We start from the raw sequence: 23,226 nt of genomic DNA on the forward strand, positions 1-23,226 counted from the left end.
TACTACTAATTTAAAACTTTCCCTTGAATGTTTACCTTACCTTATTTAGGGTCTTCTCTATCAAGTTTATCTGCTGTATGATTTCGTCAGCAGTGTTCTTTAACGTCAAGATGTCACTAGGTTTCTCTATATTCATTGACACAATAACTATTAAGTCATCATCAGTTGGCTCCACTTTTATTTCCATCCCTCTGGGAATATTTATATTGTCCACATTAACTATCTTTGCCACATTATTAGGCTGCGAAGTCCTAATCCTTAGAGTTATACTTATCTTCAACTCTTATCAACCCTTCTTTTCCGGAATTAACGTAGAAATATCTGCTTGTAAATAAGCCCTCTTGAGTCTTTATAAATATTGGTTTATCTCTTCTGACACGGCCTTGTTGTATGAATATTAGTTGAAGTAGTATCGGCGACCTCAGTGTTGAATCCACAATGTAATACTGTGTAGTCTCGGTTAATCCGTTTATTTTAAAACCCTTGGCCATGTCGTCCCTGAACTTAGTTATTAAGGTCTCGGCATAGTTCGGTGTATAAACGAGTTGAAATAGGTCTCCAATCCCTCTAACGTCTAAAAAATACAAGGTCGTAAAGGCCAGTTCTAAAGTATCGTACTCCATATAGTAAACTCTATCGGTTATCAGGTCTGTTCTATCGAATTTTGGATTAACCTTCATAACACTCGAAGCTATCCTCATCATAAGTGTGTTCAGTTTCGCCTCATCTAGATCCTCCAGTTTATCCGTAGCTTGGATTCCAAGTTCGTCTAACGCCTTTATTGTATCTTCTCTATTCCCAGTCATATCCGGTATATACGGATCTATGGACATTGTTAAAGATGAAAATAATGGCAAGTGTTTATAGTTAGGTATCTTGATATTTTTCTCTACTGAAACTCCTAAATTTTCCATTTGTGATACTACGTTACGTTCATATTCTGTCAAGGGTCTTCTCTCTAAGACCACTGACGAGAACATACCGGCAAGTATTGGAATTAAGTCATCTACTGATATGGGAAACAATGACGAAAATGAAGTTTGTCCTATGTTATACTGCTTGTCGAAAATAGTAATAACTCTACCAGAAGGGGTAATTTCTAATTTTATAGGACATTCTCCCCTGAGGCTTAGAGCAAACTCATCACCTTCGCTATTTGCATACTTACTAATTAAAAACGAAAATATTATGGCGTCCGGGTTATAAGGAGCTTTAATACACCTTACCTTTGACGCTATGATTTCGCTCGTTATTTGTTTGTCCGGACTAGGCTCTTTTAGATAGTTTTCCAAACTTCCTTCACCTCTTTTCTGATCTCATTAATACTAATTTCCCTAACATAAACAAAGCCTAATGAATATGACAGTAGCTCAAGAACTCTTATCTGAAGAACTAAGAGAGGAGGAACTAATGCAGTTAATGCAAGCTCAGATATCCCTGCTGCAGAAGGTATTGGCACTAATAAAGCGACTTGATAAGTAGTATTAATCAAAATTGATTCTATTAATGACCTTGAAACCAGATAAAAAGGCAAGGATTGTACTACATAGCTAAGAACTGTGAGAAACACCGACGATATAGTTAGAAAAGGGCTGCTTAACCTTTCTTTCATCTCACCCTTAGCGTTCAAGTAAGCCTCCTGCAAGGGCTTAAGATATTTAATAGAAAATATCTTTTGTTCTATTCTATTTAAGTTATAGTTAGATGTACCGTAAATATATCCTACCCCAAAGAACCAAAGTAAAACGTTTCCCAATGCTGTAAGAACCAAAATTATCTCGAAAGCTGAAAACTTAAACCAGATAAATACTAAGAACATTACCGCTATTACATTCACGTCATAAAATGATTCTAAAAGAGAGAGGGAAAATGCTTTATCGATACCTACCCCTTTCCTGACATAAATTACAGCTCTGGCTAGATCAGGACCCATTGCTCCTGGAATTATAAGACTTACACTATTTGCAAATAATCTTGCTTTAAACGCTGTATAGAAATCTATTCCTACTATCATCGAGTCCCTTAAAGACACTATTAAAATTTGGGTGAGATAAGCCACAAAGAAGAATATCACGAAATAAGGATCCAAATTCAAGAATACATTTAGAATATCAATCTTAAATATTTCAGAATATACTCCTATGATTATGATTGGAAGAAGTATGGCTAATACTAATTTTTTATCCACGTCTTCATTAGCGAGAAACTTTTTTAAAACATTTTCCGTCAGGATAACAAATAATAAATCCATCCTTCACTTTCTCTGTTTTTACGCCCTGATTTTTATATATATATCCTTCGGAAGTTCTTAGTCTCTTTATACCACAGCTCACTTCAAGCCTTGAGTTAAGATAAACATATTCACCCTTTGAACAAGCTTCACATTGGCTGCTCCTTTCGATACGTATTTTATCTAGTCTAAGGCTCTTCATGTCCAGGTAGTACAAATTTCCGTCGATTTCACCCATTAAATGTTTCAGCATTAATTGAACTTGCAGACTTGCGGTCACATCGATAACAGTATTTAAAGTACCTATTGTCTCACAAGCGTTTGTATCCGCCTCATTTGAGTAGTTCATAAAACAAGACAAACAAGATGTAATTTTGGGAACTATTATTTTTACGGATGAGTATTCTCCCATTACTCCACCGTAAATTAAGGGGATCCCAAGCTTTACGCATGCGTCATTTAAGACAAGTCTGTAGAATAAACTGTCCAGAGCGTCAAATACATAGTCACTACCCTTTATTAACTCCTCTACGTTGGTTTGATCAACAACATCGATTACTGCATCTATCTTTATACCTGAATTTATTTTAGCTAATCTATCCTTGCATACAAGAGCCTTAGGTTTTCCTACATCCTCTTCCGTGAAAAGCCTAGTTCTATGAAGATTACTGATTTCTACTATATCTGCATCGATAATTTTAATATAACCTACTCCCAGCCTTGTTAGGAGTTCAGCTAAGGCTGTGCCTAACGCTCCGCAACCAACAATAGTAACCTTTAATCCAGCTAGCTTCTGCTGTACTTCAAAGCCTAATACTAATATTTGCCTTGAGTATCTTTCCACACAATCTTGTATAACAAAGCTTATAATTAAGTGTTTGGAAGATGTGATGGGGGCTTGATTTTGCACCAATGGAAAAAGGTGGAAGTGATGGAACTCCAATATCATTAGAGGAATTAAATAAGCTCAAGTCAATAGCAGAAAGAGCTAGAAGGAATGTAATAAGGATGCTATTTTACGACCAGACAATCCATGTGGGTTCTTCACTAAGTAGTATAGAAATATTAACAACATTGTTCTTCAGGTATCTAAGGGAAGGTAAAGACCCGATTAACCGGGACTGGTTAATATTAAGTAAAGGACATGCCGCTCCCGCATTATATGCAGTATTAGCTGAGAAGGGTTACATAAGCGAAGATGAGCTATGGAAAATTCAAGATATCTCAGGACTACTTCAAGGACACCCAGAAATCTTCATACCGGGTGTGGACATGGCTACCGGTAGCTTAGGTCAGGGCTTAAGCTTCGGAATAGGAGTTGCCCAAGGAATTAAGATGAAGGGAGGTACTGGGAGAGTTTTCGTAATAATGGGCGATGGCGAGCAAGACGAGGGTGAAATATGGGAAGCCATGACACATGCCGTCACGAGAAAGTTAGACAACTTAGTTGCCTTCATAGAGATGAACGGGTTCCAGCTGGACGATTCGACGAGTAATGTAAAGCCTAAGGACTTCTTACCCGATGTCTGGAAAGCTGTCGGTTGGAAGACATTAAGCTGTGACGGACATGACTTCGTAAGTATAATAAACACAATAGATGAGGCACTCAAAGTAAAAGCACCAGTGGTTATATTTGCAAAGACAATGAGGGGAAAAGGTTTCCCAGTCATCGAAAACTCTAAGAGACAGAGGTCGAGTCCAGATGATGCAAGGAAGTTCCTACTCAATGCGTGATACTTTTGGTAAGTTATTAGCGGAGTTAGGAGAGAAGAACAAGGATATAGTAGTAATTACTGCTGATGTAGGGGACTCTACAAGGGCAATGTACTTCAGGGAAAAATTCCCTGATAGATATTTCAACGTAGGTATTTCAGAGCAAGACATGATTAACTTTGCTGCGGGTCTATCTGCAGTAGGATTTAAACCGTTAATAGTAAACTTTTCCATGTTCGTAATGAGGGCATGGGAGCAAATTAGGAACTCAGTAGCCAGAATGAACTTAGACGTAAAGATACTTGTAACTCATGCGGGCTATAGCGACAGCGGTGATGGATCAAGCCACCAGAGTTTAGAGGACATAGCATTGATGAGAGTTCTACCGAACATGAAGGTTATAGTGCCTGCTGATCCGGATGATATAAAGAGAAGTTTGCCCGTAGTAATTCAGGAACTGAGGGGGCCGCTTTACTACCGTATGGGCAGAGAATACTCGCCATCAATAACGACGGGAGTAGATTACGACTTCAAACTCGGTAAAGCATACGTGCTTAGAGACGGAGATGATGTAGCTATAATGGGTGCCGGAGTCGTACTATGGGACGCATTAAAAGCTGCAGAAGAATTAGAAAAGATAGGTATAAGCGCTGCTGTAATCAACTTATTCTCTATAAAGCCGATAGACGAAGATACGATAGAATATTATGCAAGAAAAACTGGAAGAGTGGTAACAATAGAGGAACATAGCATATATGGTGGTATAGGTTCTGCTGTAGCTGAAGTGTTAGCAAAAAGATATCCGACTAAGATGAGGTTTATAGGAGCCACCACTTTTGGCAGGAGTGCGAGAAGTCAAAGGGATCTCCTAGATTACTACGGAATCAATTACAAATCCGTCATAAGCGCTGCGCTGGAGCTAGTGAAATGAATGAGCACAGAGCTGGAAAAGCTGAGAAAGGAGATAGAGGATATTGACAATCAGATATTAGAGTTATTACACAGAAGGCTTAAGGTCTCTGCGAAGATAGGAGAAATTAAGAGGAGGACAGGGAAAGAAGTTACAGACGCAAAAAGAGAGGAATACGTTAAGACTTATTGGCTCGAAAAGGCAAGGTATTTGGGAATACCAGAGTCAATGGTGAATCTTATTTTACCTATTTTATTCTCTTATTCTAAACTTTATCAAATTTCCCCCGGGAAAAAGAAGAAAGTCGTGATAGTCGGATACGGGGGAATGTCACGTTCACTCACTTCACTTCTCACCCTCGCCGGTCACAACGTTGTTATAACGGGAAGGAATCCAAAAAAAGCTGAATCGTTGTCAAGACAGTTTAACGCTGTATTCATGGAACCAGAACAAGCACTTAATTGGGGGGAATATATAATTCTAGCCCTCTCTCCTTCCGCAGTAGATTACATTTCATCCCTCCTTAGTAAAGTACCTCAAGGAAAGGTCGTCATGGATATATTTTCCTCTAAAGTGGGTACTTTTAAACAACTCGAGGAAATGTCCGTAAAGAACAGGTTTAAGTTCGTGTCAACCCACCCGCTATTCGGACCCATATTATATCCTGTTGGTGAGAGAATTGCAATTATACCCTCATCTACTTCAGGAGATATAACTGAAATAGTAGAATTCTGGAGGGACGTAGGACTTCAACCCGTAGTCACTACAGTTGAAGAACACGAGAAGGCTATGGCTATAGTTCAAGTCCTCACTCACTTTTTTATTTTGGGCTTAAATAAGGCAATTCCGAGCCTTCAAAAGGAGCTTGAGATAAGTGATAACCATCTGAAAGAATTACAAACAACTAATTTTAGGGAAGTATCAAAGATAATCTCCAGAGTGAACGAGTTATACCAAGTGGTTATAGAAATACAAAAGAGTAACCCTTATGCTTATAAGGCTAGAGAAATAGGGATTATGAAGTTAAAACAAGTTAAAGACGAGCTAGGTGAGTAGATTGTTATTTATCCTAAAACACGGGGTAGATTATTCTACACTAAATGAGAAGTTAAAGGAATCCTCAGCTTCTTATAAATTCCTTGATCTGTATGGAAAAAAAATAGTAATAGCGTGGCCAGACGCATATGTTGAAAACATCACAGATCCGTCTATAGAAATAGCCGTAAAGCCGAAAAGACCTTTCCAATTAGCCAGTAACGAATGGAAAAAAGAACCTACGGAAGTTGACGTCAAGGGAGTAAAGATAGGAGGGGATAAGGTTGTAGTAGCTGCAGGTCCTTGTGCTGTAGAAGATGAAGAGCAAGTATTAACCGTGGCAAAAGCTGTCAAGAGAGCTGGAGCATCATTACTTAGAGGAGGAGCATTTAAACCGAGGACTAGCCCTTACTCCTTTCAAGGTCTCGGTGAAAAGGGTCTTCAGATATTAAGAAAAGTAGGAGACGAGGTAGGTTTACCCGTAGTATCTGAAATAATGGACACCAGACAAATAGATATGTTCAAGAAATACGTAGACATGCTCCAAATCGGGGCAAGAAACGCCCAAAACTTTGACTTGCTAAAGGTAGCTGGACAATCTGGGTTGCCAGTTCTTCTTAAGAGAGGGATGGGTAACACAGTCGAAGAGTGGATATTGACTTCAGAATACATACTTTCGGAAGGAAACGGGAACGTTGTTCTTTGTGAGAGGGGGATCAGAACTTTTGAAAAAGCCACAAGATTTACTATTGATATAGGTGGAATGGTAGCAGCTAAATTACAGACCCACCTACCTATATGTGCTGACCCCAGCCATCCGGCTGGGAAGAGAGAACTGGTTCACTCCCTCGCATTAGCTTCAGTTGCAGCTGGTGCAGACATGTTATTAATAGAAGTCCATCCTCATCCCGAGAAAGCTTTAAGTGACTCAGAGCAACAGTTAACCCCTGAGTCCTTTGAGGTCTTAATGAATAGAATTAAGGCGTTAACTAACGCTCTAGGTAGAACTGCATGATTAAAATAAGTGAAGATTTTTGCAACACGACTACCCATGTCATAATCGGTAAGGGTTCAGTCTCATCTCTTTCCGAAATAATAGGAGACAAGAAAGTTGCGTTGTATTACTCGAGAAAACTGAACGTTGACAAGGTCAAAGAAAATTTGAAGAATTATTATGAATTCCCCATGGATGACGGTGAAGAAGTCAAGGATATATTATACTCGTTAAAATTGATAAGAGAATTATTCGAGAAAGGATTCGATAGAGGAGATTATGTAATTGCAGTAGGAGGAGGGACGGTAACAGACGTAGTAGGCTTCATAGCATCGATATACATGAGGGGATTAAACCTAATTAACATACCAACCACGTTGCTGGGAATGGTAGATGCTGCAATAGGAGGTAAAACCGGTGTTAATTTCGAGAACGTTAAGAACGTATTGGGAACGTTCTACCAACCATCCTTTATAATCTCCGACATAGAATTTCTTGAGACACTTCCTCTGGAGGAAATAAAGAAGGGTATGGCTGAAGTAATCAAATACGGCTTGGTGCTAGACAAGGAGCTTTACGATTACTTGGCTATGCATAAGGATGAAATATACTCTAAAGAACCGGAAGCTTTAGAGACTGTGGTATATAAATCAGCATTGAATAAACTAGCAGTAGTAAAGGAGGACGAAAGAGAGACTAAAGGCATTAGGATAGTCCTGAACTTCGGCCATACAATTGGTCACGCTATTGAAGCGGGTTCCAACTTCAGGATCCCTCACGGTTACGCCATATCAGTTGGAATGGTATGTGAGGCGAAAATAGCTGAGGAAATGGGATATGCAGAGGAAGGAGTTGTAGAAGACACTACGTGGATGTTAACCCATTACGAATTACCTATAACAATAGACTCGTTGAAGGAAAATATTGACCTCAGGAAAGCAATTGAAGCTCTGACCAAAGACAAAAAAGTCAGGGGAGGTAAAGTCCTTATGCCTTTCCCGACTAGAATTGGTAACTGGAAAAAGGTAGAAGTACCGTTAGAAACTCTGAAGGGGTTTGCGGAACAATGCTTGAAATAAATTACAATACTAAACTACTGGGTGTAGTTGGAGAGAATATACCTTACACCTTATCTCCAGCAATACATAATTACGTGTTTCAAAAACTTGAGATAAATGCCGTTTACCTTGCGTTCGATATTAAGAAAGAGAAATTCCATGATACTTTCCCCGGTTTACTTAACATAAGCCACGGATTGAATATAACAATTCCCTACAAGGAGGATGCATTGAGATACGTAAGACCAGAAAAAGAAGCGGAAATGATAAGAGCTGTAAACACAATCTTTGAGAGAAGAGGCTATAATACGGATTATGTAGCCTTAAACACATTAATCAGAGAAAAAATAGATGTAAACGAGATTAAAGTATGTACTGTATTCGGTGCTGGTGGAGCATCAAGGGCAGTTATATACTCCTTACTTAACGCGGGTTGTGAGGTATTCGTGATCAATAGGAGCAAAGAAAGGGCAGAGAAATTGAGGGAAGAGGTATCACGGAATGGATTCAGTATTAAGATTGTGGAGACATGCCCTAAAAGCGACGTAGTAGTAAATACTACTCCAGACCCTAACTTCGTACCTGATGAGTGTGTTGAGGGAAAGTTGGTGATAGATTTCGTATACAAACCTGTAAAGACCTCACTTATTGTTAAAGCTGAAAAAAGAGGAATAAATACAATAAACGGGATCGAAATTCTTGTAGAGCAGGCTTTAGAGGCTGATAAAATTTGGTTCGGCAAAAGGTTAGATAGGAATGAAGTAATGGGGTATTTATATGCCAGGCAGCTCGTTCGGTGAAATGTTCAGAATAACTACATTTGGAGAGAGTCACGGTCCTGAAGTAGGAGTGGTTATTGATGGAGTCCCTGCAGGGTTATACTTGAGTAAAGACGACATACAGTTTGAACTCCTCTTCAGGAGACCGGGCAGACAATATGTAACCGGTAGACGTGAGAAGGACGAACCTGAGATCGTAAGTGGAATATATAACGGGAGGACTACGGGGGCACCAATAGCAATAATAGTAAAGAACTCAGACGTTATCTCGTCACTATACGAGGAAATAAGATATAAACCGAGACCGGGACATGCAGATTTACCTTACATTATGAAATACGGTTATGAAAACTGGGATTATAGAGGGGGTGGGAGGGCTAGTGCGAGAGAAACAGTTAGCAGAGTAGCTGCTGGTGCAGTAGCTAAAAAGTTGTTGATGCTTACTGACACGGTAATTGGTGGACACCTAAAGAGTCTGGGACCTATAGAGCTAAACGAAGATGTTACCTTTGAGGAGATTCTTTGCTCAAAGTATAGCCCCGTCAGGGCTAGTAAAAAGTGGTTGGAGGAAAAATTCGAAGAACTTATCAAACAAGCTACAGTAGAAGGAGATAGTTGGGGAGGAATTGCCGAAATTGTGGTCAAAAACCCACCATCAGGCTTAGGTGAACCAGTTTTCGATAAACTAAAAGCAGACCTAGCTAAAGCCATACTCTCAATTCCTGCTGTTACAGGTTTTGAATACGGACTTGGCTTTAAAGCGGGAAGAATGAGAGGTAGTGAAGCAAATGACGAAATTATCGTTAAGGACGGAAGACTCAGGTGGAAAAACAATACTTCAGGAGGGATCTTAGGAGGGTTGTCTAACGGAGAAGATATAATATTACGTTGTGCTTTTAAGCCTACTAGCTCCATAAGAAAACCCCAGAAAACAGTAGATTTAAGGACTTACGAAGAGACTACGATATCTGTTATAGGTAGACACGATCCTGCAGTAGCAATTAGGGGAGTCTCAGTAGCTGAAGCGATGGTAGCCCTAGTCTTAGTAGACCATGCGATGAGGACTGGGTATATACCTACTGTAAAACTAACTGAGGAGCAAGCAAAAATAATAGAGGAAAGGTGGAGGAGGTACGTTGAGTTATGCAAACCTATGCAGGGGTCTCAGTAGTTAACGCACTTCCAAGTTGGTACGGCTCATCAATGGCTATAAACGTTAAGGTTGACGTAAAAATAAGAAAGAGCAATGAGTGTACTACCCACCCATCTCAGCTGATAAACGAGATTGTGTCCTATTTTAGGGAGAACTATAATATACCTTGTATTGAAGTGGAGGTTAACTCCGAGATACCCCCGAAGAGCGGACTAAAAAGTAGTAGTGCTGTTTCCTCTGCTTTGATAGGGGAAATCGTAGAAAAGTTCCAGTTACCTCTAAAAGTCTGGGACGTACCAGTCCTCTCCGCAATTTTGTCTCTGAAGTCCCGTGTTTCGTATACCGGCGCGTTAGACGATGCCTCAGCTTCGTTCTTTGGAGGGGTATCTTATACGTATAATAAGGAATTTAAAATCATCGACATGAAAGAGCCACCCTCAGAGATCTCGATCATAGTCATACCAAGAGGCAACAGAGCTGTATCGGTGGATATGGCTAAGCTAAGAAAATTCGAACCCCTCTTTAGGGAGATCTTCACCTTAGCTAGACAAGATGTAATTACAGCCATGAAACTTAATGGGCTTGCTGTGGGAATAATCATGGGGTACGACCTTACTTTAGCGAACGAAGCTCTGAAAAAAGGTGCATTGGCAGCCGGTATTTCAGGAAACGGACCTTCCATGTTTGCTGTAACTAAGATAGGTGATGAAGGAGTTATTTTAGACCTTTTCGAAAAACATGCTGAGAAACCCATTATAGTCCAACCGGTGGGACTATGCGAGCAGAGATTAAGAAATCGATAATAAGAGGAAAAATAAAAGCCCCAACGTCAAAGAGTTTCGGCATCAGATTAATTCTTTACTCCTTATTAGCAAATGTCAAGTTAAAAAACGTCTCAGAACCCTCCGACGACATTCAAATTGCAAAAGAAGTGGTTAAAGAGCTAGGTATAAGTGAAAAAGGAGAGTTTAAGTTCATATCAAACAAATCAGAATTGAAAGTACCATCGTCATTATACTTCGGAGGTTCGGCAACGACACTGAGAATGATAATACCAATATTAGCAATATTAGGAGGGAAAGCCCTCTTAGACGGTGACACAAGTTTAAGAAGAAGACCCCTAAACGCTATTATCGAAGCATTAAAACCTTACGTCACTTTCTCCTCCACTAACTTACCTACGGTAATAGAGGGAAAGCTAAACACTGATCACGTTAGAATTAGCGGAAGTGAAAGTAGCCAGTACATATCTGGGTTCATATACGCTTTTTCTCTAAAGGGTGGGGGAGAAATAGAAATTATCCCACCTATCTCGTCTAAGAGTTACATAAACATGACAATCGACCTCATTAACTCCTTAGGTGGCAGAGTTACGATGAAGGGGAACAAAATAATAGTTGAGGAGGGAGAGTTTAAGGAATACGAAGGCGAAATACCCGGGGATTACGCCCTTTCCTCTTTTTACGCCATTGCCTCAGTCGTTACCGGGGGAGAGATAGATATATACAACCTTTATCCAATACCCTACTACGAGGGTGATCACAGCATAGTAAAGATACTAAGAGACATGGGGGTGAGGACTGTAGTTGAGGATGGTTCGTGGAGTGTTAGAGGAGCAGAAAAGTTAAGAGGGATAAGAATTAACGTTGACGATTTCCCAGACTTAGCACCCTCAATAGCGTCTATAGCCCCCTTCGCTGGGAGTGAAACCGTGATAGAAGGAATTAAGAGGTTAAAGACGAAAGAAAGTGACAGGGTCCATACTATCACCTCAACTCTGAAAAGTTTCTCTGTTAACGTTGAAAGTGATGACCAGAAAATTGTAATTTACCCCTCTGACGTTAAGGAGGGTCATATAGAATGTCCAAATGATCATAGAATTGCGATGTTAGCTGGAGTTCTTTCACTAACTTCAGGAGGAACGGTCTCCAATGCAGAGTGTGTAAGTAAAAGTAACCCCCATTTCTGGAAAGACTTAATTTACTTAGGGGCTAATATTAGACTAGAATGACGTGCGTAGTAGCGTCTTTACCGGTTAGAAGTATAGCAGAGTTAAATGAGAGGATAAAGAGGTTAAGGGATGCAGACCTAATAGAATTAAGGCTAGATTATATGCACGAATTACCACCAGTTGATGAGTTCATTAAAAAAGTTGAGGATTTCAAAGATAAAACTATAGTTACCGTAAGAGATGTAAACGAAGGGGGAGTTAATAAAATATCCGAATCTTCGAAAGCAGATTTTCTAAAAGCGATTTACAAAGAGGGCATTATTTACGACGTAGAGGTCAGGTTCCTTAAAAGAAATATCGTACCTTACGAGAATATGATAGTATCGATCCACTACTTTGACTACCTTCCTACCTTTGAAGAAGTGAGAAATAACTTGTCATCTTATGCAAATAGAGCCCTAGTAAAAGTAGCTGTAATCGGGACTGGAAAATATAAGCAACTCTTAGCCAGGGTCTTAGAGGAGTTTCCAAATTCAGCTGTAATGCCAATGGGTGTTAACCCGTTAGAGAGGATAGCCTTCAGCCTTCTGGGTTCAAAACTTATATATGCTCATACGGGAGAGGAAACAGCTAAAGGCCAAATGTATTATAAGGATGTTAAAAACATCCTTTCTTATTTCAACGTTGAATGTGAGAAATTGTTCCCTAATCCTCGATTATGATGTCTTCCTTTTCCACTGTCACCTTATAAGTCTTTATAGGTTTTTTGGTAGCTCCCTTAATTGCCTTTCCATCTACAAGGGAGAAATGAGTAAAGTGACACTGGCACACTAGTTCTTCCCTTATCACTACACCGACCTTACTTAGGTCGCATCCTAGATGAGGACACTTACTGTCAACAGCGTAAAATTTATCTGCACCTAAGTATATGATGAGTAGTTCTTTATCGTTAACCTTTATTTTTCTTCTATCTCCCGGTTTAAAATCAGACTTAGGGATCCTAATCATCGAATCCAATAATTTTTAAAAGATTTAAGGCTAATCATACGTGATGTCTAAGTCTACGGCCCAATTTGTGATATTTTTATACGGTTTGTCATATTTTATATACGATTAATTTATAATGTTAAAATGCTATATACATAATAGCAAAGAGGTGTGAAAGAATGACTACAACTATTGAGGAAAGAATTGCTAATAAAGTAGACTATAGGCTAATAGAGATAAATAATATTTCCCCGTCAGCTGAAGTACAAGCTATAATAATAACGTCAAGACCGCCATCCTCTGATATAGTTGAGGACGTTAAAAGAGTAGGTCACATTATAGCAGTGTTTCCGTTCTTATCTACCATAAAAGTCAAGGGCAAGGTAAAAGACATATTATCACTTACCGAGAAGGATTACGTTAAATATATAATGCTAGAGGAGATATTAGCTAAAATTGAGGAATTTTTCTAACATAGAGCTAAGAGAGTGGCAAAAGAAACTAAAAGAAAAAATTAAGAGTGCTATTAACAACAATAAGCTGGTATTTTTAAACTCCCCGACAGGGAGTGGGAAGACATTATTTTCTCTTTTAGTAGGACTTGAAACAAAAGGTAAGGTTCTTTTCTTAGTAAGAACACACAACGAATATAACCCCGTTTTCAGGGATTTCCTGAAAATTAACACTGATAAAAACCTGAAATTCTCATTCCTCATGGGAAAACCTACCGCTTGTTTATTTTCCGAAGGGGATGCAAGCACAGATGATATAAACTGTAACTTATGCAGTTTTAAAACTTCTATTATAGATCTAGAAGTGGAAAAATATCCCAATGAATTTGTTAAGGAGTTAAAAAAACAAGGTATTGAAGAAGGGTTTTGCCCTTATTTCTCTCTTTTTAACGACATAGGTAAAGCCGACGTAATAGTCCTTACATATCCTTACTTTTTCATAGACAAGTTCAGGGAATCTTTAGGTATAGAATTTGAGGATTATTTAATAGTAGTGGATGAAGCTCATAATGTCGAAAAAATAGGGGATTTTGAAGAGAGAACGCTCTCAAGCCATTTACTCGATATGGCTATAAAACAAGCCAAAAATGAGTTTGTTAAGTTCATATTGCAGAGAATAAAGGACGAGTTAATTAGAATAGCTTCTAATGTAGAGAGTTACATTAGAGCGAATGAGATTCCTGAAATCTCAGATGATGAAATAGAGGTTCTCAAAGAAGAGTATGAAGAACTAAGAGAGCAAATGATAAAGGAGAGGAAAATAAAAAGGATATATTTGGGTTCTGTAATTAAATTCTATGAAAGCTACAAAGATGATGAAGAACTAGTACCTTTTATTCATAAAAATAAAATAGTTCTGAAGAGCGTTGATATATCAAATTTCTTGCAAATACTAAACGATGATAACCTAACATTTCTATTAATGTCTGGAACTCTTCCACCTGAAGATTATATCAAAAAGATCTGGAATATAACGAGGAGTTTAATTTATATTAACGTCGAGAGGGAAATTAAGGAAAAAGTGTCTGGTGATTATGAATGTATTCTAGCAACCGATGTAACTTCTAAATACGACAGTAGAGGAGACGTAATGTGGAAAAAATATGGAGATTACTTGCTAAAAGTGTATTATCAAGCTAAGGCTCACGTGTTATCTGTATTTCCCTCATATGAGATAATGAATAAGGTGATGGGGTTTATACAAGTGCCAAAATACTTAGAAGATGAGGACTCCGAAATAGAGACATTATACTCGTTTGTACAAAAATTCAACAAGACTATAATAGGGGCAGTAGGTAGGGGGAAACTGACGGAAGGGGTAGAACTTGTGAAAGACGGGAGGAGTTTGATCAGTGACGTTGTGATAGTGGGAATTCCATATCCGCCACCAGACGATTATACTAAGTTAGTTGCTCAAAAAATATCGGAAAGATTAGGAAGAAAAATTGATGAGTACCTTTACAAAATCCCCGCATTAATGACTGTGAGACAATCCATAGGAAGGGGGATTAGAGGAATTAATGATCATGTAAAAGTATGGCTCTTAGACAGAAGGTTCGACAGCTTATGGTGGAAGAAAAACCTAAATTGCTTCAATCCAAAAAAGACTCGATTATGAAAGTAGAAATCTTTACTCACAAAACCTGCACTGAATGCAACTTACTGTTAGAATATCTAGAGAAAGAAGGACTATTAGGCAAAGTAATAGTAATTGATACACAACTTTATCCCTTCATAGCTTTGGAAAGGGGAGTGATATCTACTCCTTCTGTTTTCATAGACGGGAAATTAGTATATGCAGGTGTAGTGGATTTTGAAGAACTGGGTAAGATGATAAGAGAAGGTAAAGTAGTTACTCAACAAATCAATAAAGACAAACTCGTGGACAAACTGATGACCGGTATAATCAACTCTTTTGCTGCAACTGCATGGCTATTTGTGAATAGAGATTTCGACGCTTTTATGGCTCAAAAAGACTTCGTATACGCTGTTACAGGCCTCTCACTTACTGACGAAAACACTGCATCTGAAATGTATAATTACTTACGTAACGTGATGGTAAAGGAAGGAGAGTATTATATGGATAAATGGAAAGAACAGTTCTTTAGAGTTATATCTGTTAATTTCATCCGTGAACTGTACTATTTATACAGAAGAAAATTGACTTCTGAAGAGATAACTAAAAAATATCCGGTAGAAGTATTCGCCCACTGGCTAATGGTTAGGGGAGGGACTGTAGGAAGGGTAGGACTGAGGATTCATCCCTTGAATGAGGAAGATACTATGAAGAGGATCAGTGAGGCTTATACTTATATGCTATTAAATGTGGAAAAGTTTTGGTCCAAGGTTATGAGTGAGGATGAACTTTTATCAAAATCTAGCAGAGAAGAAGTTAGATTCATAAGTTTTTAAACTATAATTATTTAATGTTATTTATGACGCAAGAAATAAAATTGGATTTAAGAGGAAAATCTTGTGAAGAATTTATATTGGAAATCTCTAAAATTTTAGTTTCTATGAAACCAGGTGATATATTGAATATAGTCGCTGATCAAGACAGAGTACTTTGCACACACCAGTTGTTAAGAAATGCTAGAAACTTTCTATATAAAGGGGACGTAGTTGGTGATCATGCTGAAATAAGCATAAGGAGGCTGAGATAAAACAGTAATGAGTTTAAAAATTATTCCCAAAATTATTCCCCGTAAGTTCCATTTCTTAATATAATTTTATTACCTTCAAGTTTAGCAATAACTCCTCTATTATTTAGAGCTTTAACCAAAAAGTCTGCATATTTCTGATTTATTCCTAATTCTTCCAATTCTATAACACCTTTCCCCTTAATTTGAGGAAGTATTGCATCTATTATTTCTTCCAATTGCAGAATTACATCTCTTTCTCTTACGTATTCCATTATCTGTTGGACATTGGCTAAAGAGCTGTAAAGCCTATTTACTTTTTCACAATAAGGAGTATCTGCTGCCTGGAAAGTTATAACCAATGAATTCATTATTTCTTCAAGACTCTTTAGTTCAGGAGTAGAGAACCTAGTAGATATATCCTTAAACACACTATAAGACATTGACAATTCAGATAAGATCACATTTGTGAATCTTTCTAAAACTTTCGACGATTGTACTAGTTTATTTATTGTAAACTGTTGCAAAGGCAGAGTAGCGATATCTTTCTTTAGCTCAAACGTATCCGGTGTTGTTAGTAAAATTCCACTTATTTCAGTGGCTTTACTAAGACAAAGATTTAGCTTAGTATTTATGTCTTTTATATCTATGTTCTCGACTTTTTCTATTATACTATCCATATTGATGACTTTTACCTTTTGTATATAGATTCCAAGAGTCCGAGACAAGTTATCTATTAAGTTATTTACTATATTAGTAGCTGTTAAGATGTTTTTATCAATTACATTCTTTAGATTATGATAAAAATCTAAGAACTCCTCTATCTTTATTTCTTCCTTAGGATACTCCAACTCAGGAATGTTTATACCTAAGAATTTTAATCTCTCAGAGAAGTCATTATATGACTTTATTTCATCAAATATTATGTTATTCAATTCTATGGCTATTATTCTCCTCACATTACTTAGCTTGTTTTTTACCTCTTCTTCGCATTCAACGTTCTTACACTGTAGAACTTCCTCTTGAAGCTTAGTTATTTGAGTTATGTACCCATTAATTGCATTATTTATATCCGAGTTTTCTTTTGCCATTTCAGCCTTCAGATTATAGAGTATAGAGCTAATATTTTTCAGATCTTGTGTTAAGCTATTCTTCAACGTCTCATAAGCTTTCTTGTTTTCAAACTGAGAACTTAATATTGAGATCATCAAACTAGAAGAGTATATAGCTAGACTTACTACTACTGATAGAATAGATATAGTATAGCCTAATTTTGTCAACAACACATATGCCAACGTAACAAAGACTGCACCAACTAATCCGTAGTACGATTTTATAGTATAAGTAAGTGCAGCTATTATTATCATTACAACTACCACAATTCCTAAGAAATTACCGTAAAAGTACAAAGGAAATATTATGGCTATAGGGATAGCCGAAAGCACATTAATAATGTAATTATCAGATTGAGATATTCCACTAAATAACAGTAATGACCAAATAGGGTTAAACTGGGATAACAGTATGGATCCACTTGTGATAAAAGATCTAGAACTTCTGAATCTAACTAAGGATATTAGAGGTATTACAAATAAAAATATCAAAGATAGTAAAAATACTTCGAAATTAGAATTAAAGTAGAATTTCCCTGATAAAATGATAGAAGCTAGATAATTTTGGTATTTTGTTAAAATTCCACCTATTACTGTAAATGGAATTAGTATATCTCCTATTAAAAACGACAATGCAAAAATTATAGCTGATAAAATTTCTGCTGAACCAGTGTTTTTAATTAGTGAAAATGAAATCTCATATGTAAGTAATCCATTGGTGATCATTGTCAGAGCTTTCCTGATTAATGTGTTAGCTTCACCTAGACCACGTATACTATCCAACATTGGTTATAATTATATTTAAAACTTATAAAAAACATATCGTATTTAGGATGATTTATTTTCTATGATGAGAACATAAATAAAATTAGAACTGCTCCATAATAATTTTAATGACATGATTATTAAGAAAATCACACAACTCGCTTCACCAAAAACGACTTACATTAAAATGCCTTCATTGCCTAATTATTTAAACCAAAATATTTAACCTATCTCTAACACTCTCTCTATATGGCTCAAACAATTCAATTTAAAAAATACGAACTGCCTCCGTTACCCTATAAGATAGATGCATTAGAACCATACATAAGCAAAGACATAATAGATGTACACTACAACGGACACCATAAAGGGTATGTAAATGGTGCAAATACTTTCTTAGAAAGAATGGAAAAAATCCTTAACGGGCAACTGACCTCAGGACAATATGATATTCAAGGTTTACTTAGAGGACTAGTATTCAATATAAACGGACACAAGTTACACGCTTTATATTGGAAAAATATGGCTCCTGCTGGTAAAGGAGGAGGGAAACCTGGAGGAGTATTAGGAGACTTAATTGAAAAACAGTATGGAAGCTTTGAGAAGTTCAAACAAGTATTCACAGAAGCCGCTAATAGCTTACCCGGTACAGGTTGGACAGTATTATATTACGATACTGAGTCAGGTAATCTAGAGATAATGACGTTTGAAAACCACTTCCAGAATCATATAGCCGAGCTACCGATAATCTTAATCCTCGATGAGTTTGAACATGCTTACTACTTGCAATACAAGAACAAGAGAGCCGATTATATAAACGCATGGTGGAACGTAGTTAACTGGGACGATGCGGACAAAAAGCTTCAGAAGTACCTAAACAAGTAAATTTTTTATTATATTTTCTAAATTTTATATATGGTCTCCGCAATAGTTCTGGCTGGTGGTTATGCCACAAGGCTTAGACCTTTAAGCTTGACTAAGCCGAAAGCGCTGCTCCCGATACTAGATAAACCACTTATAGACTATATACTAGATGCTCTAGAGTCTTCACAAGTCGATAATGTATACCTATCTCTACGTGTGATGGCGGATAAGATCCTAGAGCATGTAAAGGCTACTAATAGGAACGTAATACCAATAGTTGAAAAGGAAAGGTTAGGCGATGCAGGACCCCTGAGGATGATAAGTAGGCAGTACGAACTATCTGAAGACGTTATAGTCGTTTACGGAGACATTTATAATGAGGTTGACTACAAAAGGCTTATAGAATTCCACCAAAGTAAGGGGTGCGATGCAACAATCGTAGGAACTCAAGTTGAAGATCCTAAAAGATATGGAGTTCTAGTAGTTGATGACTACAAGTTAGTTCAAATTACAGAGAAACCCAAAATACCGGTAAGTAACTTAATTAATGCAGGAATTTATGTTTTTAAGAAAAAGTTATTCGATAAAATAGACGGATTAGAAAATGGGAATAGAATTTCGATAGCTAGAGATTTTTTACCAAGACTTATATCTTCTGGGACATGCATTGCAGTTTATCCTTACAAAGGTCTATGGATGGATATAGGAATTCCTTCCGATTATATGAGAATTAACCTCGAGCTTTTAGCCCTTAAGTTCCCTAAAGGTTACGTTAGTGAAAACGCTAAAGTGAGCGAAAAGGCTGAGCTCAAACCACCTTTCTACATAGGCAACGAGGTTATAGTAAATGACGACTCGGTAATTAGGAATTCCATAATAGGTAGTAGAGGGAAGATCGGAAAGGGAGACTATATAGAAGAGAGCATATTAATGCAGGAAGCTAATATAGGAGATTTTACGGTCATAGCCGAGAGTATTCTAGGTGATAGTGTCACTGTAGGTAAGTGGAACAGGGTAGAGAGTTCGATATTAGCTGACGAAGTTTTAACATATGACAATATTTTGATCAATAAGCACACTAAAATACTGCCTAATAAAGAAGTGTCTGAATCCATATACGAAATCGGGAACATAATACTTTAAGTTTCGTACGCGTCCCTCTCTTTTTATGAGCTACTGAAATCATATGAAATTATTCTCCTTTATGTTATTCTCACTCGTTATCATACAAGCGTTGTATCCCTACGTTTTAACCTCCCTTGGTGAGACATCTTATCTAGTCAAGTTTTTACTAGAAGGACCAGTAATCGTGAACATCATCTATAATAACTCAAATATTTTAATAGACTCTAACACTACGTTAACCCTATCAGGTAAAATCACACTTAAGGCACTTCCTACATCACTAGGGTATGTCGTGCTCATAGACGGGAGAAAAGTTAGTAACACTTCATTGAATATTAACGGACCTACAACAATTAACATCACAGCAATACCGAGCTACGTAAATTTGTCTGTCTATGTTTTCGGAAAGGGCGTAGTAACTGTACAGTTGAGCAACGGAAGTTCGTACTCTATCTCAGAAAACAAAACGTTCACAGTCAAAAATTACACCTTCGTATATATAAATGCCCCCTTTAATCAGAACGTGATTTTTAATCACAATATAGAGAGTAACTTTTACGTCGTGCTTTTAAACGGCTCAACCAGTATAAACGTAACTTTTCTACCAAACAAAAATATTTCACCCCAATCTAAAACGCAGTTGAACCTTACAGGCATTGCCCTTGGTATAATAGCTCTGGCTTTTTACTTGTTTTTCAGGAGAAAAAGTTCTTCTAACTAACCGTTATTAACATGGAATACGCAAAATACTGTATGAATAGATTAAAAGACGCTGAAAGTGCATTTCTTAGACTATCAGCCGATAGTGAAATAGATTGGTATCCGTGGAGTGTTGAGGCCTTTAAAAAGGCTAGGGAAGAGGATAAACCAATCTTAGTAGACGTAGGCGCTTCATGGTGCCATTGGTGCCACGTAATGGACGAAACTACATATAAAGACAGAGAAGTGATAGAACTGATCAACAAGCACTACGTCGCTATAAAAGTGGATAGGGACGAGATGCCAGACTTAGATAAACAGCTTCAGCTCGCCGTAAGTTCACTGACTGGAGAATCTGGCTGGCCCTTAACTGTTTTTATGACTCCTGACGGTAAAGTCTTTTACGGGGGAACTTATTTCCCTCCTGAGGACGCTTATGGGAGAATAGGTTTCAAAAGGCTTTTACAAGAACTCAATAGAATCTGGAGGGAAGAAAGAGATAAAATACTACAAGTATCTTCGACCCTTCACTCTTCTTTGAAGAATATAGAGTATTCAGTAGACAACCCCGATTGGGATAAGGTAGAGGAAGTCGTATCAGCAATAGTCTCTAACTACGACTTTGATCATGGTGGTCTTCAAGGAACAATGAAGTTCCCGCACCCAACAATAGACGAGCTACTAATGGCATATTCCTACTACACAAAGGATGATACCGAGCTGAAACTTTCAACTTACACTTTAAAGAAGATGTACTATGGAGGGATCTTTGATCAGGTAGGAGGAGGATTTCACAGATATACTGTAGATGATGAATGGTATGTACCTCATTTCGAAAAGCTACTAATAGACAATGCTGAGTTATTATTAGACTACACACATGCTTACCAATTAACTCAAGACCCAGAAATCTTAGACGCTTTAAACTTGACTTCGCAGTTTATATTAAGAGAGTTGTTTATCGGTGAAGGATTTGCTAATAGCTTAGACGCGGATTCTGAGGGAAAAGAAGGGTATTATTATACGTGGACGGAAGATGAATTTAAAGAGGCATTACAAGGTGAAGACTACAGATTATGGATAAAGGTTTTTAACGTCGATAGAGGTGAAGAGGTTGAAGGAAAGAAAGTATTGAGGAGGATAATGCACGTTAAGGATCTATCAAAATTCGTCAACAACACTTTGGGCAAACTTAGCGAGATTAGGATGAAACTTCTAGAGTATAGAATGAAGAATAGGAAACCACCTTTCAGAGACGATAACGTTTACACTTATCCTAATGCCCGTGTCGCACAAGCACTTTTAGAGTCGAGCGTAATAACTGGCAAAGGATTAAACGAAGCGTTGAGAGTAATAGATAAATTCTCTCCTAAAATAACTAGAAGAATAGGAGGAGGAAAAGACGGACTTCCAGAGGACTATGCCACAGCCTTGTTGGCACTAATTTCAGCGTATGAAGTAACAGGAAACGTAAAGTACAAGGATCTAATATTCGCGTTAGAAGAAAAACTAAGGAGTCTAGACTACAGTTATCCTATTGACTCTCCAAATGAGTCAGTAGCCTCACTGACACTTAAAGGACTTTTGAAGACCAGCGTCATGAAAGGAGAGATAGCGAACGTAAAGGTTCCTTTCGCTCCAAGCCCATTATTCGTTGCAGGGATAACTCACGTTACTGCGTCATTAGTTAAAGGAACGGCTCATATAGTAATTATAGATGAAAAAGACGGAAAGGCTGATGAACTTCATAAAACCGCACTACTCGCTTATCACCCCATGAAAATGGTTGAGAAAGTTAGCCCCGATAACGCAGACTTCCTTCCATCATTTATCAAAGCGATGATAAAGTTTAACCAAGGAACAAGTAGGGCTTACGTATGTAAGGGGACTTCGTGTAGTATGCCTATAACATCGCCTGAAAAAATTAAATTATTACTTAAATTAAACGGTTAACTATAGTTTTATAATGGGAAGGCTGGAAGGAAAGAAAGTTTTTGTTGTAGGGACAAGTAAAGGACTAGGGTACGCTATAGCCTATTTTTCCTCAATTGAAGGAGCTGAGGTTATAATAAATTCAAGGAATGAAAAGAAGCTCAAAGAGATATGCGAAAATATACGAAACTGCAAATATTTTGTGGGAGACGTATCGACTCCGCAAAAAGCTGAAGAGGTCATAAACAAAGCGGGAGACTTCACTGATCTGGTGATAACAGTGGGCGGTTACGTAGAAGACAAAATAGATGACCTCAAGGGGTTAGACGAAATGTTGACTAATCACATTAAAGTCCCTCTATACGTAGTGAAGAGTTCCCTCTCTAGACTAAGGAAAGGATCTACGATAGTATTAATTTCAGCAATAAGAGGAATATATACTCCTCTACCTTTCCAACTATCTTACAGTATAGCAAAAGCTGGAATAGCAAAGGCAGTAGAGACTTTAGCCTCCGAGTTAATAGACCAAGGAATAAGAGTTGTGGGTATTGCACCAAGTGTAATAGATGGGGAATTTGTCCCAGGTAGGGATTGGAAGAAGATGAGAAAATTGGGAGACTTTAAGGCTCCGCCAGAAGACTTTGCGAAAGTTGTAGTATGGTTATTAACTGATGAGGCAGAATGGATAAATGGTGTAGTTATACCCGTAGATGGAGGGGCTAGGTTGAGAACATGAGCGAGGTTAGCTTCACATTTCGTTGCTCGGAG

General features: G+C 37.8%; 25 protein-coding genes. 19 read left to right on the top strand and 6 right to left on the bottom strand.

The window, feature by feature from the left end:
- Positions 1–31: 31 nt before the first annotated feature.
- The 4 genes from D1868_RS08160 to D1868_RS08175 are packed head-to-tail and all read right to left on the bottom strand — an operon-like array spanning position 32 to position 3,074.
- Positions 32–280, bottom strand: a complete 249-nt coding sequence (locus D1868_RS08160; RefSeq protein ID WP_156007286.1) for a KEOPS complex subunit Pcc1 — start codon at positions 278–280, stop codon at positions 32–34.
- Positions 252–1,292 carry an SSO0295 family DNA-binding domain-containing protein gene (locus tag D1868_RS08165; RefSeq protein WP_156007288.1) on the bottom strand — a complete coding sequence of 347 codons (1,041 nt, stop codon included), beginning with the start codon at positions 1,290–1,292 and terminating at the stop codon, positions 252–254. Before D1868_RS08165 ends, D1868_RS08160 begins: the two co-directional genes overlap by 29 nt.
- Positions 1,277–2,188, bottom strand: coding sequence for a lysylphosphatidylglycerol synthase transmembrane domain-containing protein (locus D1868_RS08170; RefSeq protein WP_231112347.1), 912 nt, complete (start codon positions 2,186–2,188; stop codon positions 1,277–1,279). The genes D1868_RS08165 and D1868_RS08170 overlap by 16 nt, the downstream gene beginning before the upstream one ends.
- 7 nt (positions 2,189–2,195) lie before the next feature.
- A complete protein-coding gene (locus D1868_RS08175; RefSeq protein ID WP_156007292.1) occupies positions 2,196–3,074 on the bottom strand; it encodes a HesA/MoeB/ThiF family protein in 879 nt (292 codons plus the stop codon).
- Between the two features lie 68 nt (positions 3,075–3,142).
- On the opposite strand from D1868_RS08175, the gene D1868_RS08180 reads away from it, so the two are divergent.
- Genes D1868_RS08180 through D1868_RS08225 form a run of 10 tightly spaced genes read left to right on the top strand, consistent with a single transcriptional unit; the run spans position 3,143 to position 12,545 of the window.
- Positions 3,143–3,964: a transketolase gene (locus tag D1868_RS08180; protein WP_156007294.1), complete on the top strand. Its 822-nt coding sequence runs from the start codon at positions 3,143–3,145 to the stop codon at positions 3,962–3,964.
- Positions 3,933–4,874: a transketolase family protein gene (locus D1868_RS08185; protein WP_156007296.1), complete on the top strand. Its 942-nt coding sequence runs from the start codon at positions 3,933–3,935 to the stop codon at positions 4,872–4,874. Before D1868_RS08180 ends, D1868_RS08185 begins: the two co-directional genes overlap by 32 nt.
- Entirely contained in the window at positions 4,875–5,909 is a 1,035-nt protein-coding gene (locus D1868_RS08190) for a chorismate mutase (RefSeq protein ID WP_156007298.1), read from the top strand. It begins immediately after the preceding gene.
- Between the two features lies 1 nt (position 5,910).
- Positions 5,911–6,903, top strand: a complete 993-nt coding sequence (aroF, locus tag D1868_RS08195; RefSeq protein WP_156007300.1) for a 3-deoxy-7-phosphoheptulonate synthase — start codon at positions 5,911–5,913, stop codon at positions 6,901–6,903.
- Positions 6,900–7,961 (top strand): 3-dehydroquinate synthase, encoded by a 1,062-nt coding sequence (gene aroB, locus D1868_RS08200; protein WP_156007302.1) that lies wholly within the window; start codon positions 6,900–6,902, stop codon positions 7,959–7,961. The genes aroF and aroB overlap by 4 nt, the downstream gene beginning before the upstream one ends.
- Positions 7,949–8,740, top strand: a complete 792-nt coding sequence (locus D1868_RS08205; RefSeq protein WP_156007304.1) for a shikimate dehydrogenase family protein — start codon at positions 7,949–7,951, stop codon at positions 8,738–8,740. Before aroB ends, D1868_RS08205 begins: the two co-directional genes overlap by 13 nt.
- On the top strand, positions 8,718–9,890 hold the full coding sequence (gene aroC / locus D1868_RS08210) for a chorismate synthase (protein ID WP_156007306.1): 1,173 nt from the start codon (positions 8,718–8,720) through the stop codon (positions 9,888–9,890). The genes D1868_RS08205 and aroC overlap by 23 nt, the downstream gene beginning before the upstream one ends.
- Positions 9,863–10,675: a shikimate kinase gene (locus D1868_RS08215; RefSeq protein ID WP_156007308.1), complete on the top strand. Its 813-nt coding sequence runs from the start codon at positions 9,863–9,865 to the stop codon at positions 10,673–10,675. The genes aroC and D1868_RS08215 overlap by 28 nt, the downstream gene beginning before the upstream one ends.
- Positions 10,648–11,883 carry a 3-phosphoshikimate 1-carboxyvinyltransferase gene (gene aroA, locus D1868_RS08220; RefSeq protein ID WP_156007310.1) on the top strand — a complete coding sequence of 412 codons (1,236 nt, stop codon included), beginning with the start codon at positions 10,648–10,650 and terminating at the stop codon, positions 11,881–11,883. The genes D1868_RS08215 and aroA overlap by 28 nt, the downstream gene beginning before the upstream one ends.
- Positions 11,880–12,545, top strand: coding sequence for a type I 3-dehydroquinate dehydratase (locus D1868_RS08225; RefSeq protein WP_156007312.1), 666 nt, complete (start codon positions 11,880–11,882; stop codon positions 12,543–12,545). Before aroA ends, D1868_RS08225 begins: the two co-directional genes overlap by 4 nt.
- Here D1868_RS08225 and D1868_RS08230 read toward each other — a convergent pair.
- Positions 12,529–12,831, bottom strand: coding sequence for a Rieske (2Fe-2S) protein (locus D1868_RS08230; protein ID WP_156007314.1), 303 nt, complete (start codon positions 12,829–12,831; stop codon positions 12,529–12,531). The genes D1868_RS08225 and D1868_RS08230 overlap by 17 nt on opposite strands.
- Positions 12,832–12,989: 158 nt before the next feature.
- Between D1868_RS08230 and D1868_RS08235 the strand changes: the two genes are divergently transcribed.
- Genes D1868_RS08235 through D1868_RS08250 form a run of 4 tightly spaced genes read left to right on the top strand, consistent with a single transcriptional unit; the run spans position 12,990 to position 15,985 of the window.
- A complete protein-coding gene (locus D1868_RS08235) occupies positions 12,990–13,283 on the top strand; it encodes a hypothetical protein (protein ID WP_156007316.1) in 294 nt (97 codons plus the stop codon).
- Complete coding sequence (locus tag D1868_RS08240) at positions 13,267–14,940, top strand: helicase C-terminal domain-containing protein (protein ID WP_231112348.1); 1,674 nt, start codon at positions 13,267–13,269, stop codon at positions 14,938–14,940. Before D1868_RS08235 ends, D1868_RS08240 begins: the two co-directional genes overlap by 17 nt.
- Complete coding sequence (locus D1868_RS08245; RefSeq protein ID WP_156007318.1) at positions 14,937–15,734, top strand: thioredoxin family protein; 798 nt, start codon at positions 14,937–14,939, stop codon at positions 15,732–15,734. The genes D1868_RS08240 and D1868_RS08245 overlap by 4 nt, the downstream gene beginning before the upstream one ends.
- 23 nt (positions 15,735–15,757) lie before the next feature.
- The gene (locus tag D1868_RS08250) at positions 15,758–15,985 is read left to right on the top strand and encodes a sulfurtransferase TusA family protein (protein ID WP_156007320.1); all 228 of its coding nucleotides are present in this window, start codon (positions 15,758–15,760) and stop codon (positions 15,983–15,985) included.
- Positions 15,986–16,017: 32 nt separating this feature from the next.
- Here the strand turns inward: D1868_RS08250 and D1868_RS08255 are convergent, their stop codons facing one another.
- Positions 16,018–17,856 carry a hypothetical protein gene (locus tag D1868_RS08255; protein ID WP_156007322.1) on the bottom strand — a complete coding sequence of 613 codons (1,839 nt, stop codon included), beginning with the start codon at positions 17,854–17,856 and terminating at the stop codon, positions 16,018–16,020.
- 231 nt (positions 17,857–18,087) lie between these two features.
- Here D1868_RS08255 and D1868_RS08260 point away from each other — a divergent pair, with 231 nt between their 5' ends.
- Genes D1868_RS08260 through D1868_RS08280 form a run of 5 tightly spaced genes read left to right on the top strand, consistent with a single transcriptional unit; the run spans position 18,088 to position 23,194 of the window.
- Positions 18,088–18,723: a superoxide dismutase gene (locus D1868_RS08260; protein WP_156007324.1), complete on the top strand. Its 636-nt coding sequence runs from the start codon at positions 18,088–18,090 to the stop codon at positions 18,721–18,723.
- Positions 18,724–18,753: 30 nt separating this feature from the next.
- Positions 18,754–19,845: a nucleotidyltransferase family protein gene (locus D1868_RS08265; protein ID WP_156007326.1), complete on the top strand. Its 1,092-nt coding sequence runs from the start codon at positions 18,754–18,756 to the stop codon at positions 19,843–19,845.
- A 43-nt stretch (positions 19,846–19,888) separates the two neighbouring features.
- On the top strand, positions 19,889–20,548 hold the full coding sequence (locus D1868_RS08270) for a hypothetical protein (protein WP_196770232.1): 660 nt from the start codon (positions 19,889–19,891) through the stop codon (positions 20,546–20,548).
- Positions 20,549–20,580: 32 nt separating this feature from the next.
- On the top strand, positions 20,581–22,479 hold the full coding sequence (locus tag D1868_RS08275; protein WP_156007330.1) for a thioredoxin domain-containing protein: 1,899 nt from the start codon (positions 20,581–20,583) through the stop codon (positions 22,477–22,479).
- A 13-nt stretch (positions 22,480–22,492) separates the two neighbouring features.
- A complete protein-coding gene (locus D1868_RS08280; RefSeq protein WP_156007332.1) occupies positions 22,493–23,194 on the top strand; it encodes an SDR family NAD(P)-dependent oxidoreductase in 702 nt (233 codons plus the stop codon).
- The last annotated feature ends 32 nt before the right edge of the window (positions 23,195–23,226 follow it).

This window comes from Stygiolobus azoricus (assembly GCF_009729035.1).
In the GTDB taxonomy this organism is placed as follows: Archaea; Thermoproteota; Thermoprotei_A; order Sulfolobales; family Sulfolobaceae; genus Stygiolobus; species Stygiolobus azoricus.

Bases quoted from the DNA above. Each gene is read 5' to 3' on its own strand.
- D1868_RS08180 (WP_156007294.1), top strand. From the start codon at position 3,143: ATGGAAAAAGGTGGAAGTGATGGAACTCCAATATCATTAGAGGAATTA.
- D1868_RS08185 (WP_156007296.1), top strand. From the start codon at position 3,933: ATGATGCAAGGAAGTTCCTACTCAATGCGTGATACTTTTGGTAAGTTA.
- D1868_RS08190 (WP_156007298.1), top strand. From the start codon at position 4,875: ATGAGCACAGAGCTGGAAAAGCTGAGAAAGGAGATAGAGGATATTGAC.
- aroB (WP_156007302.1), top strand. From the start codon at position 6,900: ATGATTAAAATAAGTGAAGATTTTTGCAACACGACTACCCATGTCATA.
- D1868_RS08205 (WP_156007304.1), top strand. From the start codon at position 7,949: ATGCTTGAAATAAATTACAATACTAAACTACTGGGTGTAGTTGGAGAG.
- aroC (WP_156007306.1), top strand. From the start codon at position 8,718: ATGCCAGGCAGCTCGTTCGGTGAAATGTTCAGAATAACTACATTTGGA.
- D1868_RS08215 (WP_156007308.1), top strand. From the start codon at position 9,863: ATGCAAACCTATGCAGGGGTCTCAGTAGTTAACGCACTTCCAAGTTGG.
- aroA (WP_156007310.1), top strand. From the start codon at position 10,648: ATGCGAGCAGAGATTAAGAAATCGATAATAAGAGGAAAAATAAAAGCC.
- D1868_RS08225 (WP_156007312.1), top strand. From the start codon at position 11,880: ATGACGTGCGTAGTAGCGTCTTTACCGGTTAGAAGTATAGCAGAGTTA.
- D1868_RS08230 (WP_156007314.1), bottom strand. From the start codon at position 12,831: ATGATTAGGATCCCTAAGTCTGATTTTAAACCGGGAGATAGAAGAAAA.
- D1868_RS08235 (WP_156007316.1), top strand. From the start codon at position 12,990: ATGACTACAACTATTGAGGAAAGAATTGCTAATAAAGTAGACTATAGG.
- D1868_RS08245 (WP_156007318.1), top strand. From the start codon at position 14,937: ATGAAAGTAGAAATCTTTACTCACAAAACCTGCACTGAATGCAACTTA.
- D1868_RS08250 (WP_156007320.1), top strand. From the start codon at position 15,758: ATGACGCAAGAAATAAAATTGGATTTAAGAGGAAAATCTTGTGAAGAA.
- D1868_RS08260 (WP_156007324.1), top strand. From the start codon at position 18,088: ATGGCTCAAACAATTCAATTTAAAAAATACGAACTGCCTCCGTTACCC.
- D1868_RS08265 (WP_156007326.1), top strand. From the start codon at position 18,754: ATGGTCTCCGCAATAGTTCTGGCTGGTGGTTATGCCACAAGGCTTAGA.
- D1868_RS08270 (WP_196770232.1), top strand. From the start codon at position 19,889: ATGAAATTATTCTCCTTTATGTTATTCTCACTCGTTATCATACAAGCG.
- D1868_RS08275 (WP_156007330.1), top strand. From the start codon at position 20,581: ATGAATAGATTAAAAGACGCTGAAAGTGCATTTCTTAGACTATCAGCC.
- D1868_RS08280 (WP_156007332.1), top strand. From the start codon at position 22,493: ATGGGAAGGCTGGAAGGAAAGAAAGTTTTTGTTGTAGGGACAAGTAAA.